The 21,751-nt window shown below is 60.3% G+C and carries 19 protein-coding genes; 16 read left to right on the forward strand and 3 right to left on the reverse strand.

Annotated elements, in window-relative coordinates; all coding sequences use genetic code 11:
• Positions 1-357: 357 nt before the first annotated feature.
• The 10 genes from rppH to rpoS all read left to right on the forward strand — a co-directional run bounded on the left by rppH (position 358) and on the right by rpoS (position 9,619).
• The gene (gene rppH / locus DCL27_RS02890) at positions 358-891 is read left to right on the forward strand and encodes an RNA pyrophosphohydrolase (protein WP_005281964.1); all 534 of its coding nucleotides are present in this window, start codon (positions 358-360) and stop codon (positions 889-891) included.
• Between the two features lie 12 nt (positions 892-903).
• On the forward strand, positions 904-3,150 hold the full coding sequence (ptsP, locus tag DCL27_RS02895) for a phosphoenolpyruvate--protein phosphotransferase (protein WP_035596894.1): 2,247 nt from the start codon (positions 904-906) through the stop codon (positions 3,148-3,150).
• A gap of 88 nt (positions 3,151-3,238) precedes the next feature.
• Positions 3,239-3,583, forward strand: coding sequence for a cell division protein FtsB (gene ftsB / locus DCL27_RS02900; protein WP_005281959.1), 345 nt, complete (start codon positions 3,239-3,241; stop codon positions 3,581-3,583).
• Positions 3,584-3,635: 52 nt separating this feature from the next.
• Positions 3,636-4,355, forward strand: coding sequence for a 2-C-methyl-D-erythritol 4-phosphate cytidylyltransferase (ispD, locus tag DCL27_RS02905; RefSeq protein ID WP_005281957.1), 720 nt, complete (start codon positions 3,636-3,638; stop codon positions 4,353-4,355).
• Between the two features lie 15 nt (positions 4,356-4,370).
• A complete protein-coding gene (gene ispF / locus DCL27_RS02910) occupies positions 4,371-4,844 on the forward strand; it encodes a 2-C-methyl-D-erythritol 2,4-cyclodiphosphate synthase (RefSeq protein WP_005281955.1) in 474 nt (157 codons plus the stop codon).
• 3 nt (positions 4,845-4,847) lie between these two features.
• Positions 4,848-5,894: a tRNA pseudouridine(13) synthase TruD gene (truD, locus tag DCL27_RS02915; RefSeq protein WP_005281953.1), complete on the forward strand. Its 1,047-nt coding sequence runs from the start codon at positions 4,848-4,850 to the stop codon at positions 5,892-5,894.
• Positions 5,875-6,639: a 5'/3'-nucleotidase SurE gene (gene surE / locus DCL27_RS02920; RefSeq protein WP_035596886.1), complete on the forward strand. Its 765-nt coding sequence runs from the start codon at positions 5,875-5,877 to the stop codon at positions 6,637-6,639. Before truD ends, surE begins: the two co-directional genes overlap by 20 nt.
• Complete coding sequence (locus tag DCL27_RS02925) at positions 6,633-7,265, forward strand: protein-L-isoaspartate(D-aspartate) O-methyltransferase (protein WP_005281948.1); 633 nt, start codon at positions 6,633-6,635, stop codon at positions 7,263-7,265. Before surE ends, DCL27_RS02925 begins: the two co-directional genes overlap by 7 nt.
• Positions 7,266-7,639: 374 nt before the next feature.
• Complete coding sequence (gene nlpD / locus DCL27_RS02930; protein WP_005281946.1) at positions 7,640-8,581, forward strand: murein hydrolase activator NlpD; 942 nt, start codon at positions 7,640-7,642, stop codon at positions 8,579-8,581.
• Between the two features lie 51 nt (positions 8,582-8,632).
• On the forward strand, positions 8,633-9,619 hold the full coding sequence (gene rpoS / locus DCL27_RS02935; protein ID WP_005281944.1) for an RNA polymerase sigma factor RpoS: 987 nt from the start codon (positions 8,633-8,635) through the stop codon (positions 9,617-9,619).
• An 86-nt stretch (positions 9,620-9,705) separates the two neighbouring features.
• On the opposite strand, the gene mutS is transcribed toward rpoS, so the two are convergent.
• From mutS to hdeB, 3 genes are all read right to left on the reverse strand, one after another.
• Complete coding sequence (gene mutS, locus DCL27_RS02940; protein ID WP_035596889.1) at positions 9,706-12,264, reverse strand: DNA mismatch repair protein MutS; 2,559 nt, start codon at positions 12,262-12,264, stop codon at positions 9,706-9,708.
• A 167-nt stretch (positions 12,265-12,431) separates the two neighbouring features.
• Positions 12,432-13,088, reverse strand: coding sequence for a helix-turn-helix transcriptional regulator (locus DCL27_RS02945; protein ID WP_005281941.1), 657 nt, complete (start codon positions 13,086-13,088; stop codon positions 12,432-12,434).
• Positions 13,089-13,210: 122 nt separating this feature from the next.
• The gene (gene hdeB / locus DCL27_RS02950) at positions 13,211-13,534 is read right to left on the reverse strand and encodes an acid-activated periplasmic chaperone HdeB (protein WP_035594255.1); all 324 of its coding nucleotides are present in this window, start codon (positions 13,532-13,534) and stop codon (positions 13,211-13,213) included.
• 400 nt (positions 13,535-13,934) lie between these two features.
• Between hdeB and DCL27_RS02955 the strand changes: the two genes are divergently transcribed.
• From DCL27_RS02955 to DCL27_RS02980, 6 genes are all read left to right on the forward strand, one after another.
• Positions 13,935-15,512: a methyl-accepting chemotaxis protein gene (locus DCL27_RS02955; RefSeq protein WP_005281935.1), complete on the forward strand. Its 1,578-nt coding sequence runs from the start codon at positions 13,935-13,937 to the stop codon at positions 15,510-15,512.
• Positions 15,513-15,764: 252 nt separating this feature from the next.
• A complete protein-coding gene (locus DCL27_RS02960; protein WP_005281933.1) occupies positions 15,765-17,159 on the forward strand; it encodes a glutamate decarboxylase in 1,395 nt (464 codons plus the stop codon).
• Positions 17,160-17,196: 37 nt separating this feature from the next.
• Positions 17,197-18,780 (forward strand): putative glutamine/gamma-aminobutyrate antiporter GadC, encoded by a 1,584-nt coding sequence (gene gadC, locus DCL27_RS02965; protein WP_005281931.1) that lies wholly within the window; start codon positions 17,197-17,199, stop codon positions 18,778-18,780.
• 85 nt (positions 18,781-18,865) lie between these two features.
• Positions 18,866-19,801: a glutaminase A gene (gene glsA / locus DCL27_RS02970; protein ID WP_035600242.1), complete on the forward strand. Its 936-nt coding sequence runs from the start codon at positions 18,866-18,868 to the stop codon at positions 19,799-19,801.
• Positions 19,802-19,806: 5 nt separating this feature from the next.
• The gene (locus DCL27_RS02975; RefSeq protein ID WP_035600244.1) at positions 19,807-21,102 is read left to right on the forward strand and encodes an APC family permease; all 1,296 of its coding nucleotides are present in this window, start codon (positions 19,807-19,809) and stop codon (positions 21,100-21,102) included.
• Positions 21,087-21,731: a MarC family protein gene (locus tag DCL27_RS02980; protein ID WP_005281925.1), complete on the forward strand. Its 645-nt coding sequence runs from the start codon at positions 21,087-21,089 to the stop codon at positions 21,729-21,731. Before DCL27_RS02975 ends, DCL27_RS02980 begins: the two co-directional genes overlap by 16 nt.
• Positions 21,732-21,751: the final 20 nt, after the last annotated feature.

The following is a 21,751-nucleotide window of genomic DNA, read 5'->3' on the forward strand; positions in this document are numbered from 1 at the left end:
CAGCGCAGGATCCTAAGCGTGCCTAGATCACATTTTATCTCCGTGGATAACACTACTTTCAATATTAACACCATGAATCATATTGAAATATTTATTATGGTCATTTTGACCATTTGGCCGTCGCGAGAAGTTTTACCCTTCTTTCCAGACAGTTCTGCACACCTATATCCACAGAAAAAGTGAATAAACGTGTCATGACATCCTGCCCTGTGTTTATAACTTTGCACTTATCTGTGAGTTATCCCGGATTTATACGGTAGGACGGATCCTAATCTTGGCGTAGCGCCAATGGTTTACCGCTTGGTGGGAGTGTGAAACAATCAGGGTATCTTGCGATTTTGCTATCGAGGTAGTCTGGTGATCGATGATGATGGCTACCGCCCGAATGTGGGTATTGTAATTTGTAATCGTCAGGGACAGGTGTTGTGGGCTCGCCGTTATGGGCAAAACTCCTGGCAGTTCCCCCAAGGTGGGATCAATGCCGGAGAGACGCCTGAGCAGGCGATGTATCGCGAACTGTTCGAAGAGGTGGGGCTGGGGCGTAAGGATGTGAAAATACTGGCCTCCACGCGTAACTGGTTACGCTATAAATTACCAAAACGTTTGGTGCGTTGGGATACCAAGCCGGTCTGTATTGGCCAAAAGCAGCGCTGGTTTTTACTGCAGCTCCAGTGTAACGAGGCAGAGATCAATATGCAGCGCAGCAACACACCGGAGTTTGATGGCTGGCGCTGGGTCAGCTACTGGTATCCGGTGCGTCAGGTTGTGTCGTTTAAACGCGATGTCTACCGTCGGGTGATGAAGGAGTTCTCATCCGTTGTGATGTCTTTGCAGGAGAGCGTAGCCCAGGGGGGGCGTTCGGCTCCCGGCTATCGCCGTAAAAGAGGTTAAGTGGCCGTTATCATGCTTACGCGCCTGCGCGAGATCGTGGAGAAGGTGGCCGCCGCCGCCAGCCTGAATGAAGCGCTGAATGTGTTGGTGGATGAAACCTGCCGGGCGATGGAGACGGAGGTCTGCTCCGTCTACCTGGCCGATGACGATCGCCAGTGTTACTACCTGATGGCCACGCGTGGCCTGCAGAAGCCACGCGGCAGGGTAGTGGCGCTCTCTTTCGACGAGGGGATAGTCGGCCTGGTTGGCCGCCTGGCCGAGCCGGTCAACCTGGCGGATGCACCGAAACATCCCAGTTTTAAATACCTTCCCCAGGTGCGGGAGGAGCGTTATCGCGCCTTCCTCGGGGTGCCGATGATCTACCGCCGCCAGTTGTTGGGGGTCTTGGTGGTTCAGCAGCGCGCCTCACGCCAGTTCGATGAGGTCGAAGAGTCCTTCTTGGTCACGCTGGCCACGCAGCTGGCGGGTATCTTGTCGCAGACTCAACTCAATAGCCTGTTCGGCCGTCTACGCCAGAACCGCCTGCGCGCTATCGCCACCTCGCCCGGGGTCGCGGTGGGTAAGGGGTGGATGGATATCAGCCAGCCGGCGCTGGAGCATGTCTATGAGGCCTCGACCCTGGACACGGAGAGTGAGCGCGAACGCCTGGCGCGGGCCTTGGAAGAGGCGGCCAGCGAGTTTCGCCGCTACAGTAAACGCTTCGGTGCCAGCGCACAGAAAGAGAGCGCGGCGATCTTCGATCTCTACTCTCACCTGCTCAATGATCCGCGCCTGAAACGCGAGTTGATGCGCCACGTGGATGGCGGCGCGGTGGCGGAGTGGGCGGTGAAGCAGGTGACGGAGCATTTCGCCGCACAGTTCGCCAGCCTGCAAGATAGCTACATGCGCGAGCGCGCCAGCGATCTCCGCGCACTTGGCCAACGTCTGTTGTTCCATTTGGATGATAACGCGATCGGCCCGGCGCCTTGGCCGGATCGCTTCATTCTGGTCGCCGACGAGTTGACGCCGAGTCTGCTGGCCGAGATCCCGCAATCCTGTCTGTTGGGGGTGGTGGTGCGCGACGGCGCCTCTAACTCCCATGCGGCGATCATCCTGCGAGCGATGGGGGTGCCCACGGTGATGGGGGCGGATATCCGTCCCGCCCTGTTGCATGAACGGTTGCTGGTGATCGATGGCTACCGTGGCGAGGTGTTGGTGGAGCCGGAGCCGGTGCTGGTGCAGGAGTACCAGCGCTTGATCAGTGAGGAGCTGGCGCTGAGTCGTAAGACCGAGGCGGAATCGGATCGCCCGGCTCAGTTGCGCAGCGGTGAGCGTATCAGCGTGCTGCTGAATGCCGGTCTGAGTGCCGAACATGAACAGCGTCTGGAGGGGTGCGTCGACGGGGTGGGGCTGTATCGTACCGAGATCCCCTTCATGCTACAGAGCGGTTTTCCCTCGGAAGAGGAGCAGGTCGCCCAGTATCAAGGGATGTTGCAGATCAATCCCGAGAAACCGGTGGTGCTACGCACCCTGGATATCGGCGCCGACAAGCAGTTGCCCTACATGCCGATCAGCGAAGAGAACCCGAGCCTGGGGTGGCGCGGGCTGCGTATCACCCTCGATCAGCCGGAGATCTTCCTGGTACAGCTGCGCGCCATGCTGCGTGCCAACGCCGCCAGCGGCAACCTGAGTATTCTGTTGCCGATGGTGACCACCCTGGCGGAGGTCGACGAGGCCCGTCGGCTGATCGAGCGTGCCGGACGCGAGGTGGAGACCATGTTGGGCTATGCCCTGCCGCGCCCGCGTGTCGGCGTGATGCTCGAGGTCCCGGCGTTGGCCTATATGCTGCCGGAGCTGGCCACGCGCGTCGACTTTATCTCCGTGGGCACCAACGATTTGACCCAGTATCTGCTGGCGGTGGATCGTAACAATACTCGGGTGGCTGCGTTGTATGACGGGCTGCATCCGGCGATGTTGCGCCTGCTACAGCAGGTGGTGCGCGAGTGTAATACGCTCGCCCTGCCGGTCAGTGTCTGTGGCGAGATGGCGGGCGATCCGATGGGGGCGTTGCTGTTGGTCGGGCTGGGCTTTCGCCAACTGAGCATGAACGGTCACAGCGTACCGCGTATTAAGTACCTGCTGCGTCATCTGGATCTGGCGGATATGGAGCGGCTGGCCGCCCGCATGGTGGCGACCCACTCCTCGACCGAGGTTCGCCACCTGACGGCCTCTTTCTTAGAGCGGCGCGGCGTCGGCGGTCTGATCCGTGGGGGGATGTAATGCCGTGTGCACGCGGGGAATTTTACCGCCCATTATGGAGTCCCGACGGAAGTTATGGGATGATTGGGCGGTTTTTCAGGGGGCGTGAATGGGTAAACTGACGCTATTGTTGATGGTGTTGTTAGGCTGGCTACAGTATTCGCTGTGGGTCGGTAAGAATGGCCTCCATGATTATATGCGGGTGAAGCAAGACGTGGCGGTACAGCAGGCGAATAACGCTAAGCTGAAGTCGCGCAACGACCAACTGTTCGCCGAGATCGACGATCTGAACGGTGGGCAGGAGGCGATCGAAGAGCGTGCCCGCAATGAGTTGGGCATGATCAAGCCGGGGGAAACCTTCTACCGCTTGGTGCCCGATCAGAACAAACGCCGCATGGCCGGGAGCGCTCCCCAGCCAAACTCGACGTCCCCATCGGTGATGTCGAATCGCTGAATTCTCTGCATGGCGACGGCCATGCCTTCATAGTCGATAACGAAACTCGCTGATGAACGATCACGATTCAGGTAGGGCGCCGTCCATCGTCGCCATTGTGCCGGCCGCTGGCATCGGTAGCCGGATGCAAAGCAGTACGCCTAAGCAGTATTTACCGCTGGCCGGAAAGACCATTCTGGAGCACGCCGTCGCGGCGCTGCTCCGCCACCCCTCGGTGCCGCAGGCGATCGTCGCGCTGCATCCGCAGGATCGACACTTTTCCACGCTCGCCTTGGCGGATGATGGGCGGGTGAGTCGCGTGGCCGGGGGAGAGACCCGCGCCGAATCGGTGCTCGCCGCGCTGCAGGCGGCCTCGGAGGCCGAGTGGGTTTTGGTGCATGACGCCGCGCGCCCCTGCCTCCACGCCGATGATCTGGCCCGTTTACTCAGCTGCGTGAATACGGCGCACCAGGGGGCGATACTGGCGGCACCGGTGTGCGATACCATGAAGCGTGCCGAGGCGGGCCGCCCGCTGATCGCCCATACCGTCGATCGCCAGGATCTGTGGCATGCGTTGACGCCGCAGCTGTTCCCACGGGATCTACTGTTGCAGTGCTTGCAACGCGCCCTGGATGAGGGGGCAACGGTGACCGATGAGGCGTCGGCGCTAGAGTATTGTGGTTACCATCCGCGATTGGTGCACGGGCGAGCGGATAATATCAAAGTTACCCGTCCGGAAGATTTGGCGTTGGCAGAGTTCTATCTGGCGCGCTCGACCTCCTTGGCGCATTGACAGGAGTAATAACCGATGAGAATTGGTCACGGTTTTGATGTCCACCGCTTTGGCGGTGAGGGGCCGCTGATTATCGGCGGCGTGCGTATCGCGCATCCGCAGGGATTATTGGCCCATTCCGATGGCGATGTCGCCCTGCATGCCGCGACGGACGCCCTGTTAGGGGCGGCGGCGCTGGGGGATATCGGCAAGTTGTTCCCGGATACCGATCCGGCCTATAAGGGTGCGGATAGCCGCGCGCTGTTGCGCGAGGCCTATCGCCGCATTCGCGCTAAGGGCTATCGTCTGGGGAACCTGGATATTACTCTCATCGCCCAGGCACCGAAGATGGCGCCGCATATTCCGCAGATGCGCGTCTTCCTCGCGGAGGATCTGGCCTGCCATATCGACGACGTTAACGTCAAGGCGACCACCACCGAGCGTCTGGGATTCACCGGCCGGGGCGAGGGGATCGCCTGCGAGGCGGTGGCGTTGTTGGTCAAGGAGTGATCGATGGATTTTGCCTCGCTACAGTATTTGCATGGCCGCCCGACGGCGACCGGGGTGCTCAAGGCGTTCGCCGAGGATTTCTTTGTCGCCGAGGATCTGGGCTTCACGCCTGACGGCGACGGCGAGCACGTGTTGGTACGCCTGCGCAAAGAGGGCTGTAATACCCAGTTTGTGGCGGAGAATCTGGCGCGTTTTGCACGTCTCTCGCCGCGTGCCGTCAGCTACGCCGGGTTGAAGGATCGTCACGCGGTGACGGAGCAATGGTTCTGTCTGCATCTGCCGGGAGCGGATACGCCGGATTTCAGTCAGTTTGTGTTGGAAGGCTGCCAAGTATTGGCGGTAACCCGCCATCGTAAGAAGTTGCGTATCGGTACGCTGCGCGGCAATGCGTTCCGTCTGGTGCTGCGCCACATCAGCGACAGCGCCGAGGTCGAAGAGCGTCTACGCCGGGTGGCGGCGCAGGGGGTGCCCAACTATTTCGGTGAGCAGCGTTTTGGGCGTGGTGGTAACAACCTACATCAGGCACGTCGCTGGGCGGCCGATCAGATCCGTGTCAAGGAGCGTGCCAAGCGCGGCTTCTACCTCTCCGCCACGCGCAGCGCGCTATTCAACCAATTGGTGAGCGAGCGACTGGCTGCCGGCTGTTTTGGCCGCGTGCTGGAGGGTGACGCCTTGCAGTTAGCCGGACGCGGTAGCTGGTTTGTCGCGCCACAGACGGAGCTGGCGGCGCTCCAACAGCGTCTGGATGCGGGCGAGTTGCGTATCACGGCCGCCTTGCCCGGCGACGGTGATGGCGGTATCTGCGGCGAGGCGTTAGCCTTCGAGCGCCGCGTCCTTGAGGCTTATCCTGACTTGCTGGCGCTATTGGCGCGCGAGCGAGTCGAACCGGCACGCCGGGCGGTACTGTTGCAACCGCAGGCGCTGGCCTGGAACTGGTGGGATGACGCCACCGTCGAGCTGACCTTTGCGCTGCCCGCCGGTAGTTTCGCCACCAGTGTGGTGCGTGAACTGTTCTGTCAGGAAAACCCCGATGCGGATCTTGCTGAGTAATGACGATGGTGTGAGGGCGCCGGGCATTCAGACGCTGGCTAGCGCCTTACGTGAGTTTGCCCAGGTACAGATCGTCGCCCCTAATCGTAACCGCAGCGGGGCGTCGAATGCCTTAACGTTGGAGTCACCGCTGCGCAGTGAGACGCTGGCTAACGGCGATATCAGCATCATCGATGGCACGCCGACCGACTGCGTCTATCTGGGGGTGAACGCCCTGATGCGCCCGCGTCCCGATATCGTCATCGCCGGCATCAACGCCGGTCCCAATCTGGGCGATGACGTCATCTATTCGGGCACGGTGGCCGCGGCGATGGAGGGGCGTCATCTGGGCTTCCCCGCATTGGCCGTGTCGCTGGATGGCGAGCGCCATTATGAGACGGCAGCGGCGATTACCTGCCGTTTGCTGAGAATGCTGGCCGGCGAGCCGCTGCGTAGCGGGCGTATTTTGAATATCAACGTGCCCGATCTGCCGTTGGAGGCGATCCGCGGCTGGCGAGTCACCCGTTGCGGGAGTCGCCAACCGGCGCAGATGGTGATCCATCAGCAGGATCCGCGCGGTAAACCGCTGATGTGGATCGGGCCGCCGGGCGCCAAGCAGGATGCGGGCGACGACACTGACTTCGCCGCGCTAGCGGCGGGTTACGTCTCGCTGACGCCGCTGCAGGTGGATCTCACGGCGCACAGCGCGCGTGAACGGTTGAGCGATTGGCTGGGGCGTGCCGATAAGGGCGGTGCGGCATGGTAGATCGCCGAGTATTGTTACTGATCCAACAGTTGATGCGTCAAGGGATCCGCGATGAGGCCGTGCTGAAGGCCATCGCCGAGGTGCCGCGTGAGCGCTTTATCGACGAGGCGATGTCCCACAAGGCCTACGATAATACGGCCTTGCCGATCGGGTTGGGGCAAACCATTTCGCAGCCTTACATGGTGGCGCGCATGACCGAGCTGTTGGCCCTACAGCCCAACTCGCGTGTGTTGGAGATCGGCACCGGTTCCGGTTACCAGACGGCGGTACTGGCTCATCTGGCCCCCCATGTCTATTCGGTCGAACGCATCAAGAGCCTACAGTGGCAGGCGAAGCGCCGCCTCAAACAATTGGATCTGCATAACGTCTCTACGCGTCACGGTGATGGCTGGCAAGGTTGGGCCTCACGGGGGCCCTTCGATGCGATTATCGTGACCGCCGCCGCGCCGGAGATCCCGCCGGCATTGTTGGCGCAACTGGCCGAAGGGGGGCGCTTGGTGTTGCCCGTCGGCGAAGCGGCTCAGCCACAATTTCTGCGTCGTATCCAGCGGCGGGGCGATGAGTATCTGGTCGAGTCTATCGAGCCGGTACGTTTCGTCCCGTTGGTGGGGGGCGAGTTAGCGTGAAGAATTAATGGCACACGGCGCCGTGCAGGGTGACGAGATTACCATTATGCTTCATTCACCACGCGCCACGCCGTAGCCGAGGCGGCGTCCATCGCGCCGAGAGGGAGCGAGGGGAGAGGGTCGGTAAGGGCGGGGGAAGAGTCCGAAAGCGCGAGAATAAGGGGGATGTTGACGGCATCCCGATTTGACCTAGATGGGCTTTTTAGTGTCCAATTCATCCTCTTACGCTATAGGCTACCGCGCTAAGCGGTGAATACCCGTCGTTTTTGGCCGGTTTGGGCCGCGCGCGATTCGGCATTTTCGGGTATATCGAATGAATGATCTTTTTAAGAAAAGAATGCTGTCATGGGGGAATCATGAGCACGGGAAGCCCAATGATTAAGTGGCGCCGGGTGGCGATGTGTACGCTGGTTACCATGTGGCTGGCGGGGTGTAGCAGCAACGAGAATTCTGCGCCGATCAGCTCGGTCAATGGCTCAAGCGGCGGTGGCCGCATGCTCTCTTCGGGTGGCCATGTCCAGACCGATGCCAGTGGACATATTATTTATAACCGTAGTTATCAGTCGATTCCTAAGGGGAGCTATAACGGCGAAAGCTATACCGTTAAGCGTGGCGATACGCTGTTTTATATCGCCTGGATCACCGGCAACGATTTTCGCGATCTGGCCTCACGTAATAATATTCAGGCGCCTTATAGCTTGAATGTTGGCCAGGTGATTCGCATTAACGGTAATGGTGGCGGCGGTGGTATGTTGGCGGCCAATAATAATATTGTTCCCAGTCAGCCAAGCAGCGCACAAATTCAATCGGCGAATATTGATTCTAAATCAGCCAGCGCGTATTCTGACTCTTCGGGTAAACAGAATGTAGGCAAGATGTTGCCTGCGGCCGGCGCAGCAAGCAGTGCGACGGCGGTTTCTGCATCGTCATCCAGCTCGGCGCCGGTAGGGACTTGGCGTTGGCCTGCTGACGGTAAGATCATCGAAAACTTCTCGTCTGCCGAAGGGGGCAACAAGGGGATCGATATCGCGGGTTCGCGTGGGCAACCGGTGCTGGCCACCGCCAATGGGCGGGTGGTGTACGCCGGGAATGCGTTACGCGGCTACGGAAATCTGATCATCATTAAACACAATGATGACTACCTGAGCGCCTACGCCCATAACGACACCATGCTGGTCCGGGAGCAACAAGAGGTGAAGGCGGGTCAAAAAATTGCCACCATGGGCAGTACCGGTGCCAGCTCAGTAAGATTGCATTTTGAAATTCGTTACAAGGGAAAATCCGTAAACCCGCTGCAATATCTGCCGCAGCGATAGTTTGAGCAGGGTCGCTGTATCCTGCTCGCAAATCACGGGTAGGGTACAGCTATGAGTCATACTACGCTGAAAGCTAACGAATTACATGACGAAATCGAATTGGAGGATGGCGTTGAGGATGGTTTTGACGAGAAGGCTCTCGTTGACGAGTCCATGGAAAATGACCTCGTCGATGATGAATTGCTGTCTCAGGCTATCTCGCAACGCGTCCTCGACGCGACGCAACTTTATCTTGGTGAAATCGGTTATGCACCGCTGCTGACTGCCGAAGAAGAGGTTTTCTTCGCCCGCCGCGCTTTGCGTGGGGATGAGGCATCGCGTAAGCGTATGATCGAAAGTAACCTGCGTCTGGTGGTGAAAATCTCCCGGCGCTACAGTAATCGTGGTCTGGCATTGCTCGATCTGATCGAAGAGGGCAACCTGGGTTTGATCCGGGCGGTGGAGAAGTTCGACCCCGAGCGCGGTTTCCGTTTTTCTACCTATGCCACCTGGTGGATCCGTCAGACTATCGAACGGGCCATTATGAACCAGACCCGCACCATTCGCCTCCCTATCCATATTGTCAAAGAGCTGAACGTCTATCTGCGTACCGCGCGCGAACTGTCACATAAGCTGGATCATGAGCCGAGTGCAGAGGAGATCGCCGAGCAGCTGGAGAAGCCGGTGCATGATGTCAGTCGCATGCTGCGTCTTAACGAGCGTATCACCTCGGTCGATACCCCGTTGGGTGGCGATTCGGAGAAGGCGCTGCTGGATATTCTGACCGATGAGAATGAGAGCGGTCCGGAGGACTGCACCCAGAACGATGATATGAAGCAGAGTATCGTCAAATGGTTGTTCGAATTGAACGCCAAGCAGCGTGAGGTGTTGGCGCGTCGTTTCGGCCTGTTGGGCTACGAGGCGGCCACCTTGGAGGATGTCGGTCGGGAGATCGGTCTGACGCGCGAGCGGGTGAGGCAAATCCAAGTGGAGGGGTTGCGGCGCCTGCGTGAGATCTTGCAGGGACAGGGGCTGAGTATTGAGGCGCTGTTCCGTTAACTCCGGGATGTGCGCTAAGAAAAAACGGTGAAGCTAGGGCTTCACCGTTTTTTTATGTCGAGACTGTGTGGCCGTATCAGGCGGGCTTACAGCATCCCCTTGAGACGATACAACCAATCCAAGGCCTGACGCGGGGTCAGGCTATCGGGATCGAGCGTCGTCAGTGCCTCCAGCGCCGGGCTCGGTTCGACCTCGGCCAGTAACGGCAGTTGGGCGCGCTCCGCCTGACTGTGGCTACCCTGCTGTGATAAGAGCTCCAGCTCTCGCAGCTTCTGGCGCGCCCGCTTGATGACATCGCGTGGAACCCCCGCCAGTGCCGCGACGGCCAGGCCATAACTCTTACTGGCCGCGCCCTCTTGCACGCTGTGCATAAAGGCGATGGTATCGCCGTGCTCCAGGGCGTCGAGGTGTACGTTGTACACCCCTTCTAACTGCTCCGGCAGGGTGGTCAGCTCGAAGTAGTGCGTGGCGAACAGGGTCATCGCCTTGATGCGACTCGCCAGACTCTCGGCACAGGCCCAGGCCAGGGAGAGGCCATCGTAGGTAGAGGTGCCACGGCCGATCTCGTCCATCAGCACCAGACTATGCTCGGTGGCGTTATGCAGGATGTTGGCGGTCTCGGTCATCTCTACCATGAAGGTGGAGCGGCCGGAGGCGAGATCGTCGGCGGCGCCGACGCGGGTGAAGATGCGATCGACCGGGCCGATGACGGCGCGTTCGGCGGGGACGAAGCTGCCGATATGGGCCAACAACACGATCAATGCCGTTTGACGCATGTAGGTGCTCTTACCGCCCATGTTCGGGCCGGTGATGACCAGCATGCGGCGCGCCGGTGAGAGATGCAGCGGGTTGGCGATAAACGGCTCTTTCAGCACTCGCTCGACCACCGGATGACGCCCCTCATCGATGCGAATGCCGCTGCGCTCGACCAGTTCCGGTCGCACGTAGGTGAAGCGTTCGGCGCGCTCGGCCAGGCTGCTGAGCACATCTAATTCGGCCAGCGCGGCCGCGCTCTGCTGCAACTCGGCCAGGTGCGGCAGCAGCAGATCGAACAGCTCGTCATACAGCTGTTTCTCCAGTGCCAGCGCTTTCCCCTTGGAGGTGAGTACCTTGTCCTCATACTCCTTCAGCTCGGGGATGATGTAGCGCTCGGCATTTTTCAGCGTCTGGCGGCGCACATAGTGGATCGGTACCAGATGGCTCTGGCCACGGCTGACCTGGATGTAGTAGCCATGGACCGCATTAAAGCCGACCTTGAGGGTGTCTAGGCCGAGCTTCTCGCGTTCGCGGATTTCCAGCCGATCGAGGTAGTCGCTGGCGCCCTCCGCCAGAGCACGCCACTCATCCAGCTCGGCATGGTAGCCGCTGGCGATCACGCCCCCATCGCGTACCAGCACCGGCGGCGTCTCGACCAGCGCCCGTTCTAACAGTTCGCACAGGGCGTCGAAGCGCCCCGCCTGATGCGCCAGCGGCGCCAGCGCCGAGCCACCCTGTTCAGCGAGTAGGGTTTGCACTGCGGGCAACTGTTGGAAGGCGAGGCGCATGCGCGCCAGATCGCGTGGCCGTGCGCTGCGCAGCGCCAGGCGCGCCAGAATCCGCTCCAGATCGCCGACTTGGCGGAGCAGGGGCTGCAGATCCGCCACGATGGGCTGTAGTGCCGCGATGGCGTCCTGTCGCTGCTGCAGGACCTGCCGATCGCGGATCGGCATATGCAGCCAGCGTTTCAGCATACGGCTGCCCATCGCGGTGACGCTGGCGTCCAATACCGCCGCCAGGGTGTTCTCCTGGCCGCCCGCCAGGTTTTGCGTCAGTTCCAGGTTACGCCGGGTTGCGGCATCCATGATGATGCCATCCTGTTGGCGCTCCATGGTGATGGCGCGGATGTGGGGCAGCATGGTGCGCTGGGTATCCTTGGCGTACTGTAACAGGCAGCCGGCGGCGCGTAGCGCCAGTGGGGCCAGCTCCACGCCGAAACCGCTTAAGTCGCGGGTGCCAAACTGTAGCGTGAGCTGTTGGCGAGCGGTCTCTAGTTCAAACTCCCACATCGGTCGGCGGCGTAGGCCGCGACGCTGTTCGATCAGCGCCATGGCGGCAAACTCCTCCGGATAGAGCAGTTCGGCCGGATTGGTGCGCTGCAGCTCGGCGGCCATGCTCTCGGCATCCTGTGGCTCGGCGGCACGGAAGCGACCAGAGCTGATATCCAATGTGGCGTAACCGAAGCCGTTGGCAGACTGCCAGATCGCGGCTAGCAGGTTATCCTGACGTTCGTTGAGCAGGGCCTCGTCGCTGACGGTACCGGGGGTGACGATGCGCACCACCTTGCGCTCGACCGGTCCCTTGCTGGTGGCCGGATCGCCGATCTGTTCGCAGATGGCGGCCGACTCACCCAGTTGCACCAGCTTGGCGAGATAGTTTTCCACCGCATGATAGGGCACCCCGGCCATGGGGATCGGCTCTCCGGCCGAGGCCCCGCGCTTGGTCAGCGAGATATCCAGCAGTTGAGACGCACGGCGGGCATCGTCATAGAACAGTTCGTAGAAGTCCCCCATCCGATAGAACAGCAGGATGTCCGGGTGCTGCGCCTTGAGGCGGAGATACTGCTGCATCATCGGGGTGTGGGCGTCAAAGTTGTCCGTGGTGGTCATGAGTCTGCGTTATCCGTGTGATTGATGCCGGCCTGGGGTAGTGGGCGCGGAAAGCTTGCCGCCGCGCTCGGATGCTAGGGCCGGAAACCGTTAGCACAGCATGATAACCAACTCTGCCGGACGGGGAAACCGCACCAGCGGATACGCGGTGCGATTTCGCCGTGGTTTCAGGGTAAGGGGGTGCGGCGTCGCTTGATGGCGAAGGTGGGCGACTGCAGTAGCGAGGCGGAGAGTTGCAGCCATTCTCGGGTTCGCGTCAGCCCTAGCTTATGCAGCGCGGTACGGCGTTGGGTATAGAGACACTTGACGCTGACGCCGCATTGTTCGGCCATCTGTGCGAGGGGAACGCCCTGTGCGCTCCATTTTAAGACCCGCAACTCGCGCTCGGTCAGGTAGGGGCGCACTGTCGCCGTTAGCCTCTCGGGCGAAGCGTCGAGCCAGCAGGCGAGTTGAAATAGCCAGCGTGACAGGTCGCGCGAATCATAGAGGACGGCATCGAAGCCGAGCGCACAGAGCACGCTGGCTAACCCGGCGTGTTGCGGCTCGACGATGGCGAGGGCCGGGAGTTTGTCGGCGTGGCGCCGTGTCAGCCGTGCCATCTGTTGGCTGAGCTCCGCCAGACGCTGACTATTGAGTTGGCCGGGGCAGACGATGAGGCGACCGTTCAGCGCAGGATGAGTGAGCAAGGGGGTGAGTGAGGGGAAACATTGGGTCTCGAGATGGGGCGTGAGTAAGGCGGCCAGCCCGGTGGCAAAGAGTGGGTTCGGGGTGACGATATAGACGCGCTGCCTCGATGGGGATGGGGGAAGGGGAACGCTGTGCATAACGCCTCCAGGGTGTGCGACAAGAGCCCATTAAGTGTAGGCGTTGTCGGCACGCTGTCCATTTCGGCGGCGGCGCGTGGAACCGTGCCTGGCATCGTGTGACGTCAGGCACGATGGGACGATCAGTGTGCGGTCTTGACGGCGGATTTCATGGCGTCTTTCAGATCGCGGAGTTTTTGCTGCGGATGCTGTTTACAGCTCTCCAGGACCTTCGGCACCGAGAAGGTTTCGACCTCGCTCCAGTCAACGTAATCGCCGCCACGGTAGTCGGTATCTTTGTTGAGCAGCCAGAACGCTACAGGCGTCATCGCCTTGGGATTGAGGTTGATGAACTCCTTGCAGGTCATCTGTTGCGGGGTGGTGTCTGTCGCCGCGTGTGCGAGATTGACGGTAGCGCATGCTAGGGCGGCGAATAGGGTGACGCGTGTCATCTTCAGTATGCTCATTATGGTCATAGCCTCATTTCAGCGAGAATAACGGAACGGCCTAATTATATTATAAATATTATTTTTCATCTGAATGAATGCTGTTTTTGTCTGCTTTGTAGAGGGGCCATCGCCCGCCCGTCACGGGCGCATGGCGCGGGCTGACGCGGATTATCCGACGCCATCATGGGAAGCCCGCCACGATCAATTCGTCATTCCTATCCTATTGATAGGCGATATCTCGCGATAATCGTCTGAATCATCTCGCTTTCGCGCCGATAGTGTCAGGGTGGATAACGATCCAGGGAGACGTCGGGCCGATGGGCTGGCTCGGTGGTGATAGCGTTGCGCGAGTCAACGAAGGGAGTGCGAAAACACGATTTTGCCGCCGGAGTGGCGGCGTTTTACTTGAGGGAAGGTCATGTTGGCGGCAGTACGCGATTATCTTCAGCGGGTCTCCATCGGCGGCAGGATTGTTATCTGTTTTGCGCTGGTGTTGGTACTGGTCTTAGTGTTAGTGGGCGTTAGCGTCTGGCAAGTTGAGAAAATAAATAGTTCGTTAGAGCAAATCAATGACGTTAACAATGTAAAACAGCAGCTGGCCGTCGACTTGCGCGGTAGCGTGCACGATCGCGCGATCGCGCTGCGTGATGTGCTCTTGGTGGATAGCGCGGCGTTGCCCGCTGTCGTGCGCGATATCGAGCGCTTAGGCGGCGATTATCAGCGCGCCTGGCAGCATTTGGAGCAGTTGCGTGCCGGGCAAGTGGGGTTAAGCGCCCAGGAGCAGACGTTGTTGCACCAGCTGGCGACGACGGAGTCACAGACCTTGCCGTTGATGCGGCAGATCATCGCCCTGCGTGAGGCGGGGCAGAGCGGGGCGGCGGCACAACTCCTGTTGCAACAAGCGGGCCCTCACTTTGTGACCTGGCTTAAGCAGATCAACGCCTTTATCAGCGTCGAGGAGGGCTACAGTAACGCCCAGACGCAACTGGCGCGCGGTGTCTCCGAGCACTTCCGCTTCCTGATGCTGATCTTGGCCGGACTGGCGGCGGCCACGGTCGTGTGGATCGCTCGCTCCATCCGGCGCACGATTCGTGTGACCCTGGGAGCGGAACCGGTGGCGTTGCGGCGCCTGATCAATGCCATTGCGCAGGGTGACTTGCAGTACCGCCTGGCGCAATCGGCGGCGCCGGGCAGTATTCTGGCGACGACACAGGCGATGCAGAGTGCCTTGACTCACCTGTTGGGGCAGGTAAAAAACTCAGAGCAGCAGTTGGCTGGCGTTAGCCAAGGGCTGACCAGCGGTAGTGGCGAGCTGGCCGCGCGCAGTGATAGTCAATCCTCTTCGATTCAACAGACGGCGGCGGCGATCGCGCAGTTTGCCGCGGCGGTGAAGCGTAACTCGGAGAATGCCGCTCAGGCGGATAGCCTAGTGGCCGATGCCGGCGAGCAGGTGTCTGAGGGCAGTCGCGTGATCCATGATGTGGTGGCTGATATGGAGTTGATTATTAAGGATTCTGCGGAGATTTCCGACATTACGCAGATCATCGAGTCTATCGCGTTTCAAACGAATATTTTGGCGCTGAATGCGGCGGTCGAGGCGGCGCGGGCCGGGAGTCAGGGGCGCGGGTTTGCGGTGGTCGCCTCCGAGGTCCGGGCCTTGGCGCAACGTTCTTCGCTGGCGGCTCGCGATATCGGCCAATTGCTGGCGAAATCGGTCCAACGGGTACGTCGTAATGCCGACTCGGTCGATAGTGCGGCCAGTTGCATGGCGCGGATCGATGCGGCGATGTTGCAGGTGAAACAGGCGGTGAATCTGATCAGTGCCGACTCCGCCGAGCAGGCGGGGACGGTTGATGGCGTGGTCAGCGCCGTGGCCTTTATGGATGAGAGTATTCGCCAGAATGCCGCGCTCTCCGAACAGCTGGCCGGCGATGCCCGTGCGCTGGAGGGACACGCTCAGGAGCTGCATGGCAGTATCGATCGTTTCCGGATCTAATACTCCACTGGAGCGCCCCTTGCGGGCGCTCACATTAGCCCCTTCTCGCCGATATTTTTTTATTCCTTACTTTCTCATTGCTTAGCGTTATTTATTTAATCCTTATCCTAATCTTTCTATAAATAATCACTCTCAATAATTTGCCTGTTCACCTATTTTGGCGATCACTTAAAGGGCATAGGACGACGTGTGGCGATCGCGCTTCACCCTTCGGTATCTGTCGTCAACGATTGGCTTGTTGGGAGAGAGAGAATGAAAAAAGGTCATGATATTCATGGGGAGTATTTGGATTCTCGTTTTGGCTCGGAAGCGATCCGTACGGCGGCGGAGGCTCATCAATTTCCTCAGGGGGAGATGCGTGAGGATATCGCCTTCCAGGTGATCAACGATGAGCTGTTTTTAGACGGAAACGCCCGGCAAAATTTGGCGACCTTTTGCCAGACCTGGGATGACGATTATGTGCATCGTCTGATGGATATTTCGATCAATAAGAACTGGATCGACAAAGAGGAGTATCCACAATCGGCGGCCATCGATCTGCGCTGCGTTAACATGGTCGCCGATCTGTGGCACGCGCCACGCCCTGCTAACGGTCAGGCGACTGGCACCAATACCATCGGCTCCTCCGAGGCCTGCATGTTGGGGGGAATGGCGATGAAGTGGCGCTGGCGCGCCAAGCGTCTGGCTCAGGGTAAGCCGGTGGATAAGCCGAATCTGGTGTGTGGCCCGGTGCAGGTCTGCTGGCATAAGTTCGCCCGTTACTGGGATGTCGAGTTACGTGAAATCCCGATGGCGCCCGGCAAATTGTTCATGGATGCGGAGCGGATGATCGCCGCCTGCGACGAGAACACCATCGGCGTGGTGCCGACCTTCGGCGTCACCTATACCGGCAACTATGAGATGCCCGATGCGTTGCATCAGGCGTTAGATGATCTGCAGGCGCGTACCGGCCTGGATATCGATATGCATATCGACGCCGCCAGCGGTGGCTTCTTGGCACCATTCTGTGCGCCTGACATCGTCTGGGACTTCCGTCTGCCACGCGTCAAATCCATAAGCGCCTCTGGGCATAAGTTCGGTCTGGCACCGTTGGGCTGCGGTTGGGTGGTCTGGCGCGACGCCGCCGCGCTGCCGGACGATCTGGTGTTCAAGGTGGATTACCTCGGCGGCCAGGTCGGCACCTTCGCGATCAACTTCTCCCGCCCGGCAGGCCAAGTCATCGCCCAGTACTATGAGTTCCTGCGTCTGGGACGAGAGGGGTATACCAAGGTCCACACGGCGAGCTACCAGGTGGCGCAGTTCCTGGCGGCGGAGATCGCCAAGCTCGGGCCCTATGAGTTCATCTGCAGCGGCGATCCGCAACAGGGGATCCCGGCGGTCTGTTTCCGCATCCCGGCGGGTAAGGAGCTGGGCTATAGCTTGTATGACCTCTCCGAACGTCTACGCCTGCGTGGCTGGCAGGTGCCAGCTTTCGCGTTGAATGGTGAGCTGTCCGACGTGGTGGTGATGCGCATCATGTGCCGGCGTGGTTTCGAGATGGACTTCGCCCAACTGTTGATGGACGACTTCCGCGCGGCGTTGGCTTACCTCAAGGCGCACCCGGCGGTGGCGCATGTCGCGCATCAGAATAGCTTCAAGCATTCCTGAACCGAACCGTCCACCCTTGGCGTAAGGAGTGACTATCATGGCTACGAAAACAACCGCTGGCGCCCCCGTGTCGGTGAAGAAACTGAGCATCATGACCCTAGCGATCATGAATATTGTCGCGGTGGTCAGCTTACGTGGCTTACCGGCGGAGGCGGAGTATGGGCTTAGCTCGATCTTCTACTATCTGTTTGCGGCGATCTTCTTCCTGATCCCGGTCTCGCTGGTGGCGGCGGAGCTGGCCACCGGCTGGCCGGAGAAGGGCGGGGTGTTTCGCTGGGTCGGTGAGGCCTTCGGGCCACACTGGGCCTTCCTGGCGATGTTTATGCTGTGGACAGAGGTGACGGTGTGGTTTCCGACCGCGCTAACCTTCGGTGCGGTGTCCCTGGCATTTATCGGTCCCGATCAACGTTGGGATGAGGCGCTCTCGGCTAACCGCTTCTTCATCCTACCGATCGTACTCTGTATCTACTGGCTGGCGACCTTCATCGCGTTTAAGGGGGTGAACACCTTCGCCAAGGTCTCCAAGTGGGGAGGCATGATCGGCACCATCATTCCGGCGGCGATTCTGATCGTGTTAGGTTTCGCCTACCTGATCGGTGGTGGGACGCCGCAGATCACCCTGAGCTGGGATCAGGTGGTGCCCGACTTCACCAACTTCAACAACGTGGTGTTAGCGGCCAGTATCTTCCTGTTCTATGCCGGGATGGAGATGAACGCCATTCACGTCAAGGATGTGGAGAATCCACAGCGAAACTACCCGATTGCCATCATGTTGGCGGCATTGGGGACCGTGGTGATCTTCGTCTTCGGTACCCTGGCTATCGCCTTTATCATTCCGCAGTCCGACATCAACCTGACTCAGAGCCTGTTGGTGGCCTTTGATGACATGTTCAAGTGGGCGCATGTGGAGTGGCTCGGGCCGGTGATGGCCTGCGCATTGGCCATCGGGGTGCTGGCCGGGGTGGTCACCTGGGTCGGCGGCCCCAGCTCCGGTCTGCTTGAGGTGGCGAAGGCGGGCTATCTGCCGCGCTGGTGGCAGCATACTAATCAGAATGGCATGGCGACTCATATCCTGCTGCTGCAGGCGGTGATCGTCACCATCCTCTCCATCCTGTTCGTCATTCTGCCGTCGGTACAGGCGACTTATCAGATCCTCAGTCAGCTGACGGTGATCCTGTATCTGATCATGTACATCCTGATGTTTTGTGCGGCGATCTACCTGCGTTACAGCCAGCCGAACCGTCCTCGCCCCTACCGTATCCCCGGCGGAGCGATAGGGATGTGGATCATCGGCGGTGCGGGTCTGGTGGGATCGATCTTGGCCTTCATTCTCAGCTTCGTGCCGCCGAGCCAGATCGCGGTGGGGAGCCCGATGGCGTATGTCGGGATCCTGATCGCCCTGTCGCTGTTCTTCTGCCTGGTGCCTTTCGCCATCTATGCGTTGCGTAAGCCACACTGGCGGGCGGAGAACAACGATTTCGCCCCCTTCACCTGGCAGGCGGAAGGGGGGCATCCGGGCATTCCGACGGACTCCTCCGCCCATCCTAGCGTGCTGGCGGCTCAGGCGCGCGCTGACACACCGCACGAGCCTGGCAACACGCCTCCGGCGGCGGGCCGCTGAAACTCGCCGTGTCGTAGGTCAGTGGTTGGATGAGGTAGTCGGGCAGGGCATAGACCCTGCCCCTTTTCGCGAGAGGAGTCGTACCATGACGCTAGAGGCAGCAGCTTTACAACAGGCCGTCGATCAGGCACACCGCCAGTATGGTGCGTTGCCTGGCGGCAAGAATGCGGACTATATCCCCTATCTGGCGGGCGTGCCGAGTCAGTTGGCGGCGGTGGCCATCGTGACGCGTGACGGCGCGGTGTACTGCGCCGGTGATAGCGCTTACCGCTTCGCTCTGGAGTCGATCTCGAAGGTGTGTACCTTGGCGCTGGCGCTAGAGGATGTCGGCCCGCAGGCGGTACAGGACAAGATCGGCGCCGATCCGACCGGCCTGCCCTTTAACTCGGTGATGGCGCTCGAGTTGCATGGCGGCAAGCCGTTATCACCGTTGGTTAACGCCGGGGCGATGGCCGCGGCCAGCCTGATTCAGGCGCCTGATCGTGAGCAGCGTTGGCAACGTATCTTGGCGATCCAGCAACAGCTGGCGGGGGAGAAGGTGGCGCTGTCGGACGAGGTGAACCAGTCGGAGCAAACCACCAATTTTCATAACCGCGCCATCGCCTGGCTGCTCTATTCGGCAGGCACCATGTACTGCGATCCGATGGAGGCCTGCGACGTGTATACCCGCCAGTGCTCGACGCTGATCGATACCGTCGAGTTGGCGACGCTGGGCGCGACTCTGGCGTCGGGTGGGGTGAATCCGCGTAGCGGGCAGCGAGTATTACAGGCCGATAACGTGCCCTATATCTTGGCCGAGATGACCATGGAGGGGTTGTATGGCCGCTCCGGTGACTGGGCCTACCATGTCGGTCTGCCGGGCAAGAGTGGCGTGGGCGGCGGCATTCTGGCTGTGGTGCCCGGCGTCATGGGGATCGCGGCCTTCTCGCCGCCATTGGATGAGGCGGGCAACAGCGTCCGCGGGCAGAAGATGGTGGCGGCGGTGGCGGCACAGCTGGGGTATAACCTGTTTAAGGCCTAAGCATCATGAGCGCGCGCGAGCAAGAGAAACCCTTGGGGTTGTGGCATGTGGTGGCCATCGGCATCGGCGCGATGGTCGGGGCCGGGATCTTCGCGCTGCTGGGACAAGCGGCGTTGTTGATGCGGGACTCGACCTGGCTGGCGTTTGCCTTTGGTGGGATCGTCGCCATGTTCTCCGGTTACGCCTATGCACGCCTGGGGGCGCGTTATCCCAGTAACGGCGGGATCATCGACTTCTTCCAGCAGGGATTCGGGAGCGGGGTGCTGACGTTGGCGCTGTCGTTGCTGTATCTGGTGACTTTAGTGCTGACCATTGCCATGGTGGCGCGTGCGTTTGGCGCCTATGCCGCCGATCTGTTGCATGACGGTAGCCAAGACCAGCGGGTGATCCTGAGCTACGCCTTGGGAGTGATCGCCGTGATGGCGCTGTTTAATGCCTTGAGCAGCCATGTGGTGGGGCGCTTGGAGCTGGGGCTGGTGGCGGTGAAGCTGGCCATTCTCCTGTTGTTGATCGTCGCCGGGGTCTGGAGTCTGCATCCGGCACCGTTGACGATCGCCTCGCACATCGGCTCTGGTGCCTTCTTCTCCGCCATCGGTATCACCTTCCTCGCCTATGCCGGCTTTGGCATGATGGCCAATGCGGCGGATAAGGTACGCAACCCCGCGGCGACCATGCCGCGCGCCTTCGCCTTGGCCATCGGGGTGACGGCGTTGCTGTATATTATCTTGGCATGGGTGTTAGTCAGTGATGTGCCGGCGGCAGAGCTAGAACGCTATGCCGACACGGCGGTGGCTCATGCGGCGTATCCCTTGTTGGGGCGCGTCGGCTATACCATTGTGGCGATCGGGGCCCTATTGGCGACGGCCTCGGCGATCAACGCCACCCTGTTTGCCGCCTTTAATATCATGGCCAGTATGGCTCAGAAGGGCCAGCTGCCAGGTGCCTTTCGCCAGGCGCTGTGGCGTCAGAGCACCGTCGGTAACCTGGCGGTTGTGGCGTTAATCATGTTGATGACGCTGTTGCTCGACCTAGGGGCGTTGGCCAGCGTCGCCAGCGCCACCTTTCTCTTTTGTTACTTGGCGGTTTTCGTGGTGGCCTGGCGCCTACGCGCGATTATCGGAGCCTCGGCATGGCTGCTGATTGGTGGGGCGTCGGTGATGATGTTGGTGATCGTCGGCTTTATCACTAGCCTGTGGCAACAGGGCGGTACGGCGTTGCTGTGGGTGGCGGCGGCGTTAGTGTTGAGCCTGGTAATGGCCTTGCTCTGTCGGCGAGGAGAGGGGCCATGGAAGCGTGGCTAATCGAGTTTCTCCTTACCTATGTCACCTTTTTGTCGATGTTCTGCCCACCGGCAACCATCACTGCGGCGACCATTCTGCTCGGTCAGGTTCCGGCCCATACCTTGCGCCAGCTGGCCTGGAAGGTTGCTGGCGAATATGTGGCGGTGATGCTGATCGCCATCTGGATCGGTAACTTTCTACTGACGGCGTTGGGGTTGAATGCCCATGCGCTCACCGCGACCGGTGGTGCGGCGTTGCTGTTTCAGGGCTGGCCGCTGATGACGAAGGGGACCAAGGCCGAGCCGGCCCGCATGCCCGAGAGTCACGTCAATGTGCAGGAGATGGTGTTGGTGCCATTGCTGTTCCCGTTAACGATCGGCGGTGGCACCATCGCCGTCGGGATCTCGCTGGCGAGCCACAATGCTTCACTTTCGGGGTTGTTGCAGCTATCGGCGGTGATCCTGGCGATGGCGCCGACCATCGCCTGTACCTTCTTGGCCGTCGGGCCGCTACATGGCCGTCTTTCCGCCGGTGCCATCGATGCCATGGCGCGTATCGCTGGCATTATTCTGGTGACCCTCGCGTTACAACTGTTGGCCTCTGGCCTGAGTCAGTTAGTCTTACAATACCTGGCCGTCAAACCCCATTAGACGAGCGTCTCGCACCGCTG

Source organism: Edwardsiella tarda ATCC 15947 = NBRC 105688, from assembly GCF_003113495.2.
GTDB lineage: Bacteria > Pseudomonadota > Gammaproteobacteria > Enterobacterales > Enterobacteriaceae > Edwardsiella > Edwardsiella tarda.